This is a genomic window from Peptoniphilus asaccharolyticus DSM 20463, from assembly GCF_900176115.1.
In the GTDB taxonomy this organism is placed as follows: Bacteria; Bacillota; Clostridia; order Tissierellales; family Peptoniphilaceae; genus Peptoniphilus; species Peptoniphilus asaccharolyticus.
The window spans coordinates 733,151-749,494 of the sequence record NZ_FWWR01000009.1 but is presented as its reverse complement, the minus strand read 5'-3'; the positions used below and the strand labels follow the sequence as shown (position 1 = coordinate 749,494).

The window sequence follows — 16,344 nt, the reverse complement described above, 5'->3', positions numbered from 1 at the left end:
AATGAAAGCTATAGATTATTTAGTAGAAGAGCATGACGAGATATTAGTATTTACAAATAGGCTCGAAGAAGAATGCTTAAAAATAATGGAAGATAAAATAATAGACGAAGAATTTTTCAGAGCTTCAATTAAATTCATAAGACAGTATGCAGATGGAGTTCACCACAAAAAAGAAGAGGATATACTCTTTAAATATATGGAAGAAAACTTGGGTGTTGCTGCTGGTAAGTTAGTCAGAAGTGGGATGTTGGTAGAACACCAATTTGGAAGAAGCTATTGTCTAAACATAGAAGAAAACTTGAATAAGTATTTGGAAGATAAAAAGGAAATTTATATTTTACAAATATTAGCAAATTCTATGGGATATGTAAATCTTTTAAGAGCACATATAGAAAAAGAAAATACTGTAGTATATCCATTTGGAGAAAAGAATTTATCTAATGAATTAAAAGAGAAGATAGAATTGGAATTTGATGAAACTATATCTAAAGAAAAAGAATTAGATAAAGAAAAGTTAAAATTGAAAAAAATTATTTTTAAAGGGGAGCTTTAGGCGGCGTTTTTTCTTGCGGAGAAAAGTCGGCGAAGGGTATGAATCCAAAGAAGTGAGTAAAATGAATATCATGCCCTTGCCGGCACTGTCGGACAATTACATTTGGATCATAGAAAAAACAATCGCATCGTCGTCGTGGATCCCTCAGAAGCGGATCTGCCTCTTCAGCTCATAAAAAGCAAAGGATACATTCTTGAAGCCGTGCTCCTGACCCACAAGCACCAAGACCACATCGGCGGCGTGAGGAAGCTAGCTTTCTTCCACCACCAAGCCGCCGTCGGCTCGGGCCTGCTTCGCCAATGCCAAAAAGACATCGCACATCTCATCACAATTTTCTGCCATGGCTTCTAAAAAAAGATCGCAGAGCTCATGATCGGCGGCAAAGCGGCGATACAACTGTGCCGACTCCGATTTGTTTTCGGCCAACAATTCCAAAATGGCCCTTCCGTTTACTCTTAAACTCATAAACTCTCCTCCGTTCATCGCTCCTATTGTACTCGATAAGAGTGCATGATAGAAGAGCTTCGACGAAAAAATAAAAATATAGACAAGTGCACTTGCAAAGACGGAGTAAAGTTGTTACAATACCATTGTTTTATCGAGATGTGGCGCAGTTTGGTAGCGTACATGTCTGGGGGACATGGGGTAGCAGGTTTAAATCCTGTCATCTCGACCAATAAATGAGAGCTGAATCGTAATGACGGTTCGGCTCTTTTTTTGTGCCGCAAAGAAAAAAGGTGCGGTGGTTGAAAATGGCTTCGCGGGGCGAATTCCTTCATAAAGTGGAAAATTCTATTAAAAACTGGATTCATTTTAGTGAAAATTTATCTTGACGATATCGGGGGGACAGTCATATACTTTTCTAGTAATGGTATTAAGTATCATTACTAATTAAAAATTTTACATGATGATTGGAGGTCATGGATGAAGAAGAAAACTCTTAGCCTTGCTTTGGCGGCGACCATGGTTTTGACGTCTTTTGAAGGCGTTTTTGCCGCGTCGTTTGATGATGCGAAGAAGCCATCAGTTGCCGGTCAAAGTAAGGCGGCTCAGACAAGTCAAATCTTACAGGATTTTGACAAATCACAGCCCCGATTGGAGCAAAAGAAGGAAAAATTCGCCTATATCGTCGAATTTACGAACGAGAACCAACGTCATTCTGTTAAGGATGCGTTGTCGAAGATGAAGGATGTTAAGGTTCTGTACGAATATAAGATTCTGTTTAAGGCAGTTTCTATAGAGACGTATCCCGAACAAGCCGAGATAATTAAAACCATTCCCGGCGTAAAAAGCGTGGAGCGTTGTGGCGAGCTGGAACCTTTAATGGAAAATGCGAGGAAAGTTGTCAAAGCTAACGAAGCCACAGATTACTTAAAAGCCATCAATGCCACGAATCCCGAAATCGGGAAGCATTACGATGGCCGCGGGATGTTGATTGCCAACATCGACACAGGGATGGACTACAAGCACAAGGACATGCGTCTCGATGACGATGCCTTGGCTGCTGCAAAAATGCAGGAAAAGAATTTAAAACCCGAAGACAAGCCCTTTTACTTATCGCCGAAAGTGCCTCGCAGTTTTAATTACTTAAGCGGTGGCGCCATTACCAAGGAAATGTACGACGACGGCAGCGATTATCACGATCCACACGGCATGCACATCTCCGGGATTTTAGCGGCAAATGCTACGGAACAAGATTTACAGGCTAAAAACGGGATTCGCGGCATCGCACCAAACGCCCAATTAATGGCGTACAAAATGTACTCCGACGCCAGCGACGGCTTTGCCGGCGACGAAACCATGTTCCATGCCTTTGAAGACTGTATCCAACATGGTGCCGATGTTATTTCTATTTCATCGGGCTTTACGGGAACCGGTCTTGTAGGGGAAAAATACTGGGAAGCCATTCGTGGCCTGAGAAAAGCCGACATCCCCGTTTGCGTCGCTACGGGCAACTATGCCACATCAGCGTCAGATTCCTCTTGGGATCGCTACAGCAACAACGCGCTGAACATGACTGACACTGGGAACGTCACCCGTACGGCGGCACACGAAGATGCTATTGCCGTGGCTTCATCGAGAAATACGGTAGTGGAATTTAACGGCGTGAAGATCGGCGGAAAAGATATGCGCTATGCGCAAATTGGTGCGTTCTTCGATAAGGAATCCTTTAACAACAAAGAATACGACTTCATTTACTTAGGCAAATGCCAAGACGAAGACATCGCCGGAAAAGACGTTAAAGGCAAAATCGTCGTCATGGACCGTATTTTCTCCACCGATATGAAATACGCCTTCCAAAAAGTTAAAAACAAAGGCGCGGTTGGCGTTGTCGTCGTGAACACCGTATCCTACTACAACCGCGACGACTGGGAAAATGTACCTGCCATGGGGTACGAACAAGACGAGCGTACGCAAGTACAAGTCTTCTCGGTTTCGGGATACGACGGACGTGATCTTTGGGACATGATCACCGGTAAACAGACGACTGTCGATGAAAAGCAACAGACCAAAGGCGATTACCGTATCGACATGAAAGCATTCGATGCCCATAAACCCGCAGTAGGACAGGAAGAGCGTCTCTCCGTGGAATTTTTAAACGACAAAATCAAATGGGGCGACGACGAAGTGCCCGCAGGTTCCACATCCTGGGGTCCCCGTACCGACCTTCTTTTAAAACCAGACGTATCGGCGCCGGGTAAAAATATTTACTCGACCTTAAATGTGATTAATGGCAAGAGCACGTACCAATACATGAGCGGAACTTCCATGGCAACGCCGGTCGTGTCCGCCTCTACTGTATTGATTCGTCCACGCTTAAAACAAATTGAAAAAGATCCACTCATCAAAGGGTCGGGTATCGACCTCGTATCCTTGACGAAGATCATGCTTCAAAATACGGCGCGCCCCATGATCGATCCAACGACGAAGGATGAGAATGGAAATGCTCTTTATGCATCGCCTCGCCAACAAGGGGCAGGCATTATCGACGTAGAAAAGGCGTTGAAAAACAATGTCATCGTATCCGTAAAGGCCAAAGGTGGCGATGGTACGTACAACGATTATGGCTCCGCATCCCTTAGAGAAATTAAAGACGGATCGAAAGATTTCACCATCACCCTGCGCAATATTTCCGATCGTGACTTAACCTTCAATGTATCCGCTAGCCCGGTGACCACCGATGGCGAAACGCCGGTGAAAAAACTGGACGAAGAGTACAAGGATGAAACAAATCAAGACGGACAAAAAATTGTAGCGGAAATCCACCCGAAAAAAGTCGAAGGCGCCCGCCTGAACCTTGCAGCCGAAACTATTACCGTTCCCGCCCACAGCAGTTATAATTTGGCGGCGAAAATGGAAACGGGCAAGGCGAAAGATCAATTTGTCGAAAGTTTCATTACCTTTGAATCCAAAGAAGCCTCCGACAGCAAAAACGAAAACGCACAACCTTCCCTTTCCATGCCGGTGATGGGCTTTGCAGGAGACTGGAATAAAGAAACCATTATCGACAAATGGGCGTGGGAAGAAGGCTCAAAATCCAAGGGCATCGTCGGCTACGACGACGAAGGCAATCTGAAACGCCCCGGCACCATGAACCGCGGTCGTGGCGGCGAACACGGCATCGACCTCTTTAAGCCGGCAGGTGTTATTCAAAACACCGAAGACGGCAACCCGAACTTTGAACAAGATCCCGACTTCTTCTCCTTAAACAACAAAGGCAATTTCGGCGATCAAAAGAGCACTGGCGACAGCAAAATCCTAAAAGACTACACCACCGACAAAATGGTCACACCGACACCTTTGATTCTTCGCTCCGCCTACGATGCGAAAGTGGCCATCGTCAACCAAAAGGACGAAGAAGGCCAACGGAATTTAAAAGTGCTTTCCGTGCAACAATTTATTAAAGGCATATTAAACAGCAAGAGCAACACGGCAAAGGGCTTGAAAAAATCCAAGATGAAAGTGTACCCCGAATTGCAATGGGACGGCAAAGTGTATTCGCCGAAAACATTTAATCCGAACACCGACCAGACGGGGAAACAATTTAACGGGCAAGACGGCAAGCAATACATCGAGCCCGGCTTCACGCCCCTTGCAGAAGGCCAATACTACTATAAATTCCAATACCGCTTAACACCGGATTACCCATATCAAGTATCCTACATTCCAGTGAAGGTCGACAATACGGCGCCGAAAATTCTCTCCGTCGATTGTTCAGATCCTGACGAAATTAAGGTGGTGGCGAAGGATACCTATCACCAAAACCCGGACAAATCCAAGACCTGGTTTAACTACGATCAAAAACAACATCCCGAAGCCTTTGAAGAAGTTTCCAACAAACTTTGGTTCTTAGGCGCATCCTTCGTCGACGAAGACGGCAATTTAATCAAAGAGCCGAGCCTAAAAGTAATAAACAAAGGCTACGACGCCGCCACCGGCGAAACGCGCTACATCATCAAAGGCGCCAATAGCAACCTTCAAGGCAAAACCTTGGAATTGGCGGCTCTCGACGGTGCAGCCAACTTCTCCGACACCTTCCGCGTGAAATTCGACAACAATCTTACCAACGGTAAGCTGAAATACGAAGTAAACGCAAAGGCAAACGAAGATGAAAATGGCTACAAGGCAGAAGGAAGATATGTCATCGACGGCAGCAAACTAAAGACCGCCGCCCCACTTGAAAACAAACCAGCGGAAGAAAAACAAGAAGACGACAAAAAAGTCGAAGGCACGCCTGAAATCGTCTTGAACGAAAAACAGTCAACCATCGGTGCATTGGAAACGTCAGATCTTCGGAAAACGCCGAAGGCAAAGATTACGAAAAAAGCGAATGAATTCACCGGCATCGAGGAAGAAGTTTACGATACCGGAAACATGGAAGGCCCCTTGGATGAAAACGGCCAGCCCCTTCAATACCAAGACGGCAGCCCCATGAAGTACGACACGGAAACGGTGGCCAGTTTAAAAACAAAAGGCTACTGGGGAAAAATTACTCCCGATAAAGACGGCGGATTCCGCGTCTCAGGTACGCTGAAAAATGTATCGAAAGCGGCAAAGCTTTACTATCAATCGGCGACCATGATGCTGACGAATAAGAGAGAGCCGGTCATGACTTTTGGTTACGATGAAAAGACCGATACGATGTTCTTCGATTTCTACGGCAACAAAGACGATGTCAACAACGACAAGGGAACCAATTACGAACGGGACATTAAATTATTTGTCGAAGATAAACATGGCATGAGCAAAGACATCTACTTCAGAATGCCCGAAGAAAAGAAAAAAGATCAAGGCGACAAAAAGGTTCAAAATCCAGTGGAATCGAAAGTCGGCGACATTGAAGAACTGGACAACGGCGATTTAAAAAGCAAAGTCACCCCCGATACCGATGTCAACGGCAAGCCGATCTATAGACTTCGTGAAGAACTCAAAATCTACAAAGGCTACGCTGTAAAAATCACCTCCCTGAATCCGGGCAAAAACGGCTTAAAGCCATTGGGATCCAATGTTTACTACAGCGACGCATCCAAATGCAAGCAAGGGCAAGACTTTAGCCTGGACGACACGGTGCGCATTAACATTCTCCAAGGCTTCAACCACCTGAACTACAAAATCTATAAAATCGACTTGGATACATCAGGCAACGCCAAGATGGTTAACGGCAAAGTGGAATTGAAAGAAGACAATCTCATTTCCGAAAAAGGCAAATGCGTCTACTTTGATAAAGAAGCCGTGCAATTAGACATGGACAAAAACTTCTTTAACCCTACGGCAGACAGCAAGCTTTTCGTTCGCAAGAGTCCATTAGTAATGAAAGGCATCGTCGGCGACAAAGGTGGCTTCAACTGGCATTTAAGAATCAACGAAAGTATTGTGGACGAGTACTTGATCTACGGCGACCTTAAGAGCGACAACAGCCGACCATTTGAAGTGAAGATCCCATTTGAAGACGGCGACCGCATGGATTGGGCGGCAAAAGACTACTCCGGAAACGGCATGCCCGGAGACATCAAAGATAGCGAAGGAAACATCATTCAACGCGCCCTTAAAACCCAATACTACCTCTATTTAGATGATGTAAAACCGACGGTAGCCATTTTAAAAGATCCCGTGGGAAATAGCCAAGCCATTTCCTATGGTACAGATAAAAAACTGTATGTCGACGTAACGGACAAACGTACCAATGGACAAAAAGGAGAAATCCAAGAAAAAGAAATCTTCGTCAACGGCAAAACTTACATCGCCGACACGAACTTAGAAAAATACGGCGACGCGCCTTATGAAATCAAAGTCGTAGCAAAAGACTACGCGCGAAATACGACGGTTAAAATCGTCTCCTTCGATCCTCAAACCGAAACCGTCAAGGAAAAAAGAAATCCGATGGTATCCATCGCCATCCTGCCGGGCGAAGGCAATGGCACCATGGAAAACATACGCGTGAACCAAGGTGAAGACTTCGCTTTGCCAGAATGCACTTTAACGGCACCAACAGGGAAAGTCTTTGCGGGATGGCGCGTAGAAGAAGCCAACGCCTTTACCGATGCGAGCGCCGTTCACTACCACAGCACAGGATTGGCCGATGATCGTGAATTAAACGGTTTACGTCAACCGGGCGAAGTGGTGAACCCGAAGAGCGACATCGCCATTACCGCCATCTTCAAAAACGCCAAACCTATAGAAAAAGTGACCGTCAACTTCGAAAAAGCGGGCGGACAAGGTATGGAACAAACCATGGAAGTAGAGAAAGGCTCTACCATTACCTTGCCGCAAAACGGCTTGCAAGCACCGGCAGGAAAAGTATTTGAAGGCTGGCTCGTATCGGGCGAACTTATGCAACCAGGTGCACAAGTCACCATCAACGACCACATGACCATTACGGCGCAATGGAAAGATACAGCAATCAATCCTGATACCGGAACGAAGCCTGATCCAGGAACTAAGCCAGATCCCGGAACGAACTCCGGAAGTAGCGGATCGAGTCAAAATTGGTTCCACTTCACACCGAACCGCGGATCCGCTTCCCAAGATCCTACAAATGGAAACAAAGCGCCACAAATAAAAGGCGACTTCACGGGCCACTGGGCGGAAGCCGTCATACGAGACGCATTGAAAAAAGGCTACTTCAACAACATTGCAGGCGATGTGGCCTTTAAACCCGACCTACCAGTGACACGGGCACAATTCGTCACCGTATTGGCACGCTACGCTAAGGTGGATGGAAGCAAGTACCAAGCACCTACGTACAAAGACGTGGACACAGGTGATTTCACCGCCCCATACATCGCGTGGGCGGCAGAAAACAAAATCGTACTTGGCGTAGGAGACAATCGCTTTGCGCCGAATAAAACACTGGATCGTGCCGAAATGGCGACCATACTCTACAGATACACCAACACCTTGAAAATTCAATTGAAGGAAACAAAAAAAGTGCCGCAATACAAAGACTTCGACACCATTCCTGCATGGGCTCAAGAAGCGGTAATGCACATGAGCCGCTACGAAATCCTACAAGGAAACGAAGACAAGACCTTCGCTCCAAAAGGAAACTTCACCCGTGCGCAACTGGCAAAAGTCATCTATCAATTCGGCCACTAAAACAAAAAGACAGATCGGAAGGAACGGTCTGTCTTTTTTGTGCAAATTTGCGAAAACTATCTTCTTTTCACGGCCTATTATATAATCGAGCCATTTATAGGAAAGAAAAGGATTGAGTGCGCTCGATCCTTTTTCTTTAGAAAGGGGGACGAGATGACGCATAATTACGATGTGGACGCAATTAAGGCTCTGAAAGTGGAAATCAATCAAATGGATCCGGTGGATTTGGAGGATAGTTTGCAGGACATGGATCCCGTATCCGTGGCTTTATGGCTGAAGCTTTTGGATAAGGACAAAGCGGCGGATACTTTCGCCAAATTGTACGGGACACGAAGCGTCAATTAATCGACAGCCACACCGACGATGCCATACGCTCCCTGATTAAAGAGCTCGACGAAGACGAGCTGGTGGATACCCTGCATGAGCTGTCCGCCAATATGGTGCGCCGCCTCATGGACGAATTCGTCACCGGCGAGCGCCGCATCATAGTCAACAAATTATTAGGCTATCCGGAAGATAGTGTCGGCGCCATTATGATCGTGGAGTTGCTCTACATCAAAGCGTCCTCCGGTGCGGAGTACATCTTGGAGCGGGTGCTGCACTCGCCCCTTGGGCGACAAACTGTAGCAGATTTGGATCACCTAAGTAGGAGAAGTATATTTCTGTCATCCAAATAGTCCTTCAGAGCGAGGTACTAATGAAAGACACAATGGATTAATTAGGAGATTTCTTCCAAAGGGAAAATCATTAACATACTATGAAAAAAATCATTATCTTAAGATAATGAACTGGATGAATAAACTACCAAGAAAAATCCTAAACTATAAAACTCCTTTAGAGTGTTTTGTTCGGGAGCTTAATAATTTAGGATTAATTGATGACTTAGGTGATATAGTTCAATTTGATATTGAAATTTAGAAATAAAAAAATTTTTTTAAGATGCTTTTATATTTATTGCTTACAAAAATAGTTATGCTAAAATATCTATAGATAATATCTATCAATTTAAGGAGGACACAATGATAAAAAAAACATCTGTAATTTTTATCTTGTGCTTAACACTTTTATTCAATTCAATAAGTGTATTTGCACAAGCTACAAATGACAAAAAAGTAAGTTTAAAACTAGAAAAAAAGAATAATGACTACATGGAATTTTCAATAGAGCCAAAAGATATTATTGGCAAAATTTCAGGGGTAAAGACAGACACGGTGTTTATTCATGAAAAAATGAATAAGGCTAGCTTTAGATGGGTTAGTGGGAAAAAAGGATACTCCATTGAAGGAGAAAAACTTTACATACCACCTCTTAAGAACAAGCACACAATAACTCTTAATCTAAATGACGGAAGTGATCTTCATTTTATCCTAAAGGATGGTAAATGCGAAAGTATAGATTTAGCGCATCCACCAAAGGGAAAAATTCACTTAAAGTTAGAGGGTTATTTTGAGGGTGCTCTTGTGGGACAAAGAAAGTACGATGCAGTAAGTGCATCAACTGGAGCTGCAAGTGATAACAAGAACTCCGACATAAAAGTCTATGGTCAAATAACTGAAGAAAATGAAGCTCCTGATCCAAAAGCTTGGAAAGAACTTTCCAAATCTGATATAGAAGTTGATAAGGGATTAACAAAAATAACTTTAGACCCTAAGTCTGGAATGAAAGCTAACTTTAATGCTCTAGACTCTTCTATTACTCTAGCAGGTGAACCAAAAAATGTTGGTGACTATCCTGTGAAGGTTGAACTAGTTGATATATATGGCAGAAAGGCAACTAGTAATGCCGCTTGGTTCTCTGTTTCTGATATAGAATCAACTTACCTAGACAAGGTTATGAAGGATGTAAATACAAAGCTTAAAACAACTCAAAATAACAAGGTTTTATTTAATCAAGAACCTTGGTATATTGGTTACTTCAATGAAAATAATAAGGGAGCTAATCAATCCTTTACTGTTCCAAAGAACATAAATCTATGGCAAGGGTCTCATGAAAGTGGAACCTATGGACAATTAGGATTGATTTTGCCAATAAGTGAAAATCCAGATAAAAATAAATTTCAATACAGACCTGACGAAGAAAGAATTCCTATTCAAAATTTCATCCTAGAAGAAGGAACTAATCTTACACTTGTAAATATGAAGGTCTTCTCTGGAGTAAATATAATAGTAAAAAAAGGTGCTACTTTAAATGTTCATGATTCATCAATTTATGGAAGAATAACAGTTGATGGCGGTAGGCTTAGGATAAACTACGACCCTAATGGAACTTTTCAAGGTGAGTTTGGAAAGTCTTCAGGTGCAAAAGTTGTTTCTGGATCATCTATCCAAGGACAAATTATCCTAAACGATGGAGCGGTTTTGGAAAGCTCTTATATTTATTCAAATACAAATAATTTGACCGATGCCAATAAGGCTATAAAAAATACAAGACCTGTTGTCCTTGTTAAGGGTAAGGCCTTTATAAAGGGAAATGTTTTTGTAAAAGGAGATGAATCTCCAACAGGAAGCGAAGCAGATGGCTCACCTTATAGGGGTCAAACTGGTATGGAAATTGATGGTGGATCTCTTACTGTCTTAAAGGATTCGAATCTTTATGTTTATGGTGGTGGAACTACTGCAACTACATCTCGTGGTGGTAATGCTCTTGTTCTTAGAAATAATGGTAAAGTTCTAGGTGACGGAGGTCTTGCCCTTATGGGTGGAACTGGCCAAACTGGAGTAGGTGGATATGCAGCTTGTGGAGATGGAATCATATCAACAAAGTCTGCTTACCTAAGAGCTGGTAATGGTAGCATTGAAACGCCTGCTAAGGACGGTAATATTGAGATAACAAAAAATGTTATTGGAAGTGAGCATCATGGTGAAAAGGGAACCGGAAGAATAGCAGAAGAATATCCAGAGTTCTGGGGTCATAGTTCTATTCCTAAAAAGTTAGATGATGAAAAAATTGGAAAAACTCTTATCAACCCTAATGGTAAGGATAAGGTTGAGGGTGAAACTCCACCTGTTTTTGAAGAGACGAATTGTCAAATCAAATGCAACACCTATGGTAAGAGACCAAAAAGTTCTTCTTTAGGTGTTTTATATTTTATACATTTTCTAGGTCTATTATTCATTAAACTTAAGTTATAATTTAATTCATCAATATTCACTTCTGATAAATCCATACCCTTAGGATAAAACTCCCTCAAAAGTCCGTTACTATTTTCATTTGTACCTTTTTGCCATGCACAATAGGGATCACAAAAATAAGTTTTGCATCCTAATTCTTTTTCTATTTTCTCAAATTCTGAAAATTCTTTACCTCTATCAAAGGTTATTGTTTTTACTAATTCTTTTGGATAATCTTTTAATGCATTTATTATTGCTGGTGTTACGCTTTCCGACTTTCTATTTTCAACTAGGATTGCTATATAATATCTAGATTTTCTTTCTGCTAAAGTTACGAAACAACATCTACTTTTCCTTTTATGATCTAATCTGCCTGATTCCACTGTATCTGCTTCCCAGTGGCCTAATTCTTGCCTTCTGTATATCTCTTTAGGTCTTTTCTTAATTGTTCTACCTTTATCATTGAATTTTCCTCTTTTTTCTGCTGGCCTTTTAAATTTAGCTTTTCTTCTCAAATTTTTCATACTAGTTTTTGGCAGCTTTTTGGCGTGTATCATTCTATATATCGTTGATGTAGATGGTAATTCATGAATCTCATTTGTGTTTCTATTTGATATTTGTTCAGGGGACCAATGTTCGTTAATCTTTACAGTTAAATAATCAATAACATCTTTAGAAAATTTACTTTTTCTATGGCAGTCTTTTCTTCTATCAATATATTTATCATTTGCCTTTATCGGAAAGTACTTAGTGTAACTTCCCCTACTAACTTTTATCTTAGATGAATTTCTTTTAATTTCTCTAGATATTGTACTAGGTGACCTTTTAAGTGCTTGTGCAATTTTCCTTATACTCATTCCTAAATTTAAAAATTGGTAAATACAAGATCTTTCTTCTATGGTAAGATGGTTATAGCTCATAGTTAATCACTCCTTTTAATATGTTTTGTTTGGTCACTTACATATTAACACAGCTGATTAGCTATGAGTTTATTTATGTTGCACTTGTTATGATAAATTATCAAGACAAAAAACCAGGCAAATTCCTAAAAAGAGTTGAACTTGTTACAAATTTGTTCCACAACAAATCAACACAAATAAATGAAAAAAGCGATGATTCAAAAGAATGGATAAATAAATTAGCTAATGGTGAGGGAGAGGTTAAACTTGGAGAAGAGAAGTTAAATCTTGTTCAAGATGAAATTTCTGGACAAAAGGGCTATAAGGTTGATGGAAACTTCTTATATATCTACGGATTAAAAGTAGACGATAAAATAGATATTAACCTTGATGGATATGTGCCCCTTAGCTTAAAGGCTGTTGCAAGTAACTCCCCAGAAATACCATATTTATTAGTGGCCTTTAAGGGAGAAAAGGAAGAAAGACCTTATCGTCCTGAAAAAGAGGTTGATATTTCAGATGAAAGTGTCAACGCTGCAAAAAATTATATTAATGGTATTACAATAAATGACTCTGCCCTAAAGCAAGCAGGTGTAAATATCGGTAAAAATTCTTCAACTATAGATGCTTTCAAAGAAGCAATTAAAAAAGCTAAAGAACTTGCTAAAAAAACAAGTATTAATGATGAAGAAAAGAAGGAACTTGTTTCTTACTTCAATAATAAGTTTGAAGAACAAACAAAAAATATTAAACTGGATATGAATCTAGAAGATAAAAAAGTTATAACTAATAAATATGATGACACTAGGCTCCATGCACAATTAAATGATGGAAAAGTAAGTTACTCCTCTGAGTTGCAAAATCTATCCAAGGACTCCTATCCTAAACTTACAATTTATAGGATTGATAAAAACTCCTATGAAACAAGGCAAGATTTAGATGCAACTTCTGGGGCAACTGTACCACGCTTTGAAGATAACATCTTGGATGTAAAATACTATGATATTAAAAAGCTTTCAAATAACAATCAAGACAGAACTTCTGCAACAAATAACAAATACGAAATTGATATTAAAGAAAATGATATAAAAAGAGATTTCCCAGAAACGAAACTTTTAAAAATTGTTTTCTCTGTAGAACTTGCTAATGGTATTTATGCAAAAAGCTCTGACTTTGTATTTCTAAATGACACAAAGAATGAAGATAAACCTAGTGAAAATCCATCAACAGAAAATAACAGTACTTCAATTGTCGAAGAAAAAGATCCTATTAAGGAAGAAGCAAATAAAAATGTTGATGGTTCAAAGACAAAATCCACAGGTCATTATGAATACAGGCTAACAAAAAATTATTCGCCAACAAAAGTTAAACATACTAAAAAGACTTCTCAAAAATCTTTTATAGCTGGCTATCCTGATGGCTTGTTTAGACCAGACAATTCTGTTACAAGAGCTGAAGCTGCTCAAATGCTTTTGGTCTTAGAAAATGCCACTGCATCAAACTTAAAAGCAGACTTTAAGGACGCAAAAGACTCTTGGTACAACCAAGCTCTCAACTATACAATATCTAAGGGAATGTTGCTTGCTAAGGATGGCAATATTAGACCTGATGCCCCTATGACTAGGGGAGAATTTGTTAGAATGTTATATCCTCTTCTAGCAGATAAGTCAGGTGAACCAAGATTTAATGATATTGCAGGTCATGAGTTTGAAGCCGCAATAGTAAGAGCTAGTGCCAATGGAATAATAAAGGGTTATCCAGATGGAAGCTTTAAACCTGATGGAAAAGTAACAAGAGCAGAAACGGTTACTATGCTAAACAAATTATCTAATAGATATTTGACATTAGATGACCTTAAGAAAAATAATTCTAAAATAAAAGAATTTTCTGATGTTCAAAAATCTCATTGGGCATACTTGCAAATCATGTCAGCTGTAAACTATCCTATCCTAAATGAAGTTACAGAAACTTATTACACTTATAAGGATGGATATGAAGAATCTTGGGACAAGGTTTGGGTTGAAAATTCTAAAGAAGTTCCCGAAGATAAGAAGCAAAATGATAAACCAGATTCAAATGCAAAAAAGGATTATATTGAAAGTAAATTAGATGACAAAACTTCTAATGTTAATATAGAAGGGAAACTTACGAAAGATGCAAAGCTTGTGGTTGTAGATAAATCCACTACAAAGAATGGTAAAGTTACAATAACAGTTCCTGAAACGATTTTAAAGGATTATAAAACTTTAAAACCTGCACAAGACAAGCTTTATGAAATTGTAAAATCCTTTGATATAAAAATACTTGGTGACTACCAAGGAAAACTTAAAATAAGTTTGCCTGTTGGTGAAGAAAACAATGGAAGAAGGGCTACTATAAAGCACCTTTCAAAAGATGGTTTAAAAACTTATACATCAACTGTCGGAAAGGGCAGCGTAAGCTTTGAAGTAGATAGCTTATCACCTTTTGTTGTTATAGTCGAAAAGGATAAAGTTGATAAGGAACTTGCAAATCTAAAGAAACAACTCCAAGAAAAAATTGAACTTGCAAAGGCAAAAGATGAAACTAAGTTTACAAAAAAATCCTTTGATGCCTTGAAAGCCGAGATAGCAAAAGCAGACTCCTTAAAAGATTCTAATGATAAGGAAGCCTTAAAAGTGGCCTTAAAAGACTTGCAAAATTCACTTGACTCTTTGAAAAAACTTGGCGATTCATCAATTCTAGAGAAAAAGCTAGAAGAAGCCTCAAAACTAACAAAAGATGAATCTTACACAGAAGATTCAAGGAAAACTTTAGAAAACTTCTTAAATAGATTTGCAGGATATGACTTCGATAATGCTACAGAAAATGATATTAAGCATGAGTTAACTCTAGTTGAAGAAGCAATTGCTAAGCTTGTAAAAAAACCAAACCAAGTGATTGTAGAAGTATTGGTTAATAAGGGTGGCTCTTCAAGTGATAATCTAAAGGGAATTCTTGGAAAAACTTTCGCAGATTTGACAAGTAATTCTGGTAGCTACAAGATTGAAGATCCTAGTATAAGCGGTAAAGTCTTCCTTGGATGGAAAATAAATGATGGCTCAGAAATTTTATCAAGTGATGCCTTGAATGCAAAAGTCCTTACACAAGAAATGGTTAAGGACGGAAGAATAAAAATTTCTGCTGAGTTTAAGGATGAAGTCAATCCTTCAAAAGAAGATGCTAAGGCACCTAAGTTTACATTAGAAAAGAAAAATAAGGCAATTGCCATAGACAGAAATAATGAAGAGACTAAAACTTGGCTTAACCTTCTAAAAGGCTCTACTGCTAGCCTTTCTATATATCCTAGTGGAGACAAACTAAATTATACGACAACTAATTCTTCAGAAAGAGGCTACTATGTCTATACTAATTCTTCTCTTGGAGTTAGAGGTATAAATATTGGAGATATAGTGAAAATAGTTGTCCCTGGTTATAAGGATGTCTTTGTTAAGGCTGAAAAATTTGGAGCAAGCTACAACTTAGTTCAAATTGAAAACCCCGAAACTAAAGAAAATAATAAACCAAGCTCCGAAAATAACAATGTACAACCAAGCGAAGGAAAAAATCCTAAGCCAAACACTCAACTTAAAAAAATTATTTTTGCAGAATCTGACTATAGAAAGATAAGACTAAAAAAAGATTACCAAGACAACGGAGTATGGCTAAGTCAAATAGAAGAAAAAGCCATCGTTAAGAAGCTAAAAAATAATTCTTATGTTGACTTAGATAAAGTTAATATCCAGATTTATAATAAGCCCTCTACAAAATCTATAAGTATTTTTAATTTAGAAGCGGACGATATTATAAAAATATCACTAGATGGTTTTGAAGATGTTTATCTAAAGGCCGTAAAAAACGGAAGAAGTTACACATTAAATCACATTGAAAAGCCAACTTCTAACTAAATTAAATAATATAATGTATTTTAAATAGTGTCAGATAAAACTGGCACTATTTTTTTCATACTTTATCAAATCTCAATCATTTTCTTGGTAAAGAAAAAAGAGCAGTCCTAAGGCTCTCTTTTACTTTTATTTTTACTTTTATTTAATTTACAATATATTGTTTAAAGTAGTAGGATAAAAATATACACTGAAAAAATATTTTTTAAATATGTATTTAAAAGTCTTTTTTTATTATATAATGGGTATAGATAAAAATAATA

Annotated in this window: 9 protein-coding genes, 1 tRNA gene and 1 pseudogene; 9 read left to right on the top strand and 2 right to left on the bottom strand. The window is 39.5% G+C overall.

The window, feature by feature from the left end:
• Position 1: 1 nt before the first annotated feature.
• The gene (locus B8869_RS04335; RefSeq protein ID WP_084230487.1) at positions 2–553 is read left to right on the top strand and encodes a hemerythrin domain-containing protein; all 552 of its coding nucleotides are present in this window, start codon (positions 2–4) and stop codon (positions 551–553) included.
• A gap of 135 nt (positions 554–688) precedes the next feature.
• Positions 689–904: an MBL fold metallo-hydrolase gene (locus tag B8869_RS12430; RefSeq protein ID WP_412458528.1), complete on the top strand. Its 216-nt coding sequence runs from the start codon at positions 689–691 to the stop codon at positions 902–904.
• Here the strand turns inward: B8869_RS12430 and B8869_RS11695 are convergent.
• Positions 803–1,018, bottom strand: coding sequence for a hypothetical protein (locus tag B8869_RS11695; protein WP_084230486.1), 216 nt, complete (start codon positions 1,016–1,018; stop codon positions 803–805). The genes B8869_RS12430 and B8869_RS11695 overlap by 102 nt on opposite strands.
• Positions 1,019–1,152: 134 nt before the next feature.
• Between B8869_RS11695 and B8869_RS04325 the strand changes: the two genes are divergently transcribed.
• The 6 genes and pseudogenes from B8869_RS04325 (at position 1,153) to B8869_RS04305 (ending at position 11,280) form a co-directional block, all read left to right on the top strand.
• Positions 1,153–1,229, top strand: a tRNA-Pro gene (locus B8869_RS04325).
• Positions 1,230–1,477: 248 nt separating this feature from the next.
• A complete protein-coding gene (locus B8869_RS04320) occupies positions 1,478–8,149 on the top strand; it encodes a S8 family serine peptidase (RefSeq protein ID WP_084230485.1) in 6,672 nt (2,223 codons plus the stop codon).
• Between the two features lie 153 nt (positions 8,150–8,302).
• The gene (locus B8869_RS04315) at positions 8,303–8,494 is read left to right on the top strand and encodes a hypothetical protein (RefSeq protein WP_084230484.1); all 192 of its coding nucleotides are present in this window, start codon (positions 8,303–8,305) and stop codon (positions 8,492–8,494) included.
• Positions 8,467–8,826 carry a magnesium transporter MgtE N-terminal domain-containing protein gene (locus B8869_RS04310; RefSeq protein WP_084230483.1) on the top strand — a complete coding sequence of 120 codons (360 nt, stop codon included), beginning with the start codon at positions 8,467–8,469 and terminating at the stop codon, positions 8,824–8,826. The genes B8869_RS04315 and B8869_RS04310 overlap by 28 nt, the downstream gene beginning before the upstream one ends.
• Positions 8,801–9,067 (top strand): annotated as a pseudogene (locus tag B8869_RS12015) (transposase); the annotation flags it as partial. The gene B8869_RS04310 and the pseudogene B8869_RS12015, both read left to right, overlap by 26 nt.
• Before the next feature lie 101 nt (positions 9,068–9,168).
• Positions 9,169–11,280: a hypothetical protein gene (locus tag B8869_RS04305; protein WP_084230482.1), complete on the top strand. Its 2,112-nt coding sequence runs from the start codon at positions 9,169–9,171 to the stop codon at positions 11,278–11,280.
• Here the strand turns inward: B8869_RS04305 and B8869_RS04300 are convergent.
• On the bottom strand, positions 11,193–12,179 hold the full coding sequence (locus B8869_RS04300; protein ID WP_084229742.1) for an IS30 family transposase: 987 nt from the start codon (positions 12,177–12,179) through the stop codon (positions 11,193–11,195). The genes B8869_RS04305 and B8869_RS04300 overlap by 88 nt on opposite strands.
• An 89-nt stretch (positions 12,180–12,268) precedes the next feature.
• Between B8869_RS04300 and B8869_RS04295 the strand changes: the two genes are divergently transcribed.
• On the top strand, positions 12,269–16,084 hold the full coding sequence (locus B8869_RS04295; RefSeq protein ID WP_159445234.1) for an S-layer homology domain-containing protein: 3,816 nt from the start codon (positions 12,269–12,271) through the stop codon (positions 16,082–16,084).
• Positions 16,085–16,344 lie beyond the last annotated feature (260 nt).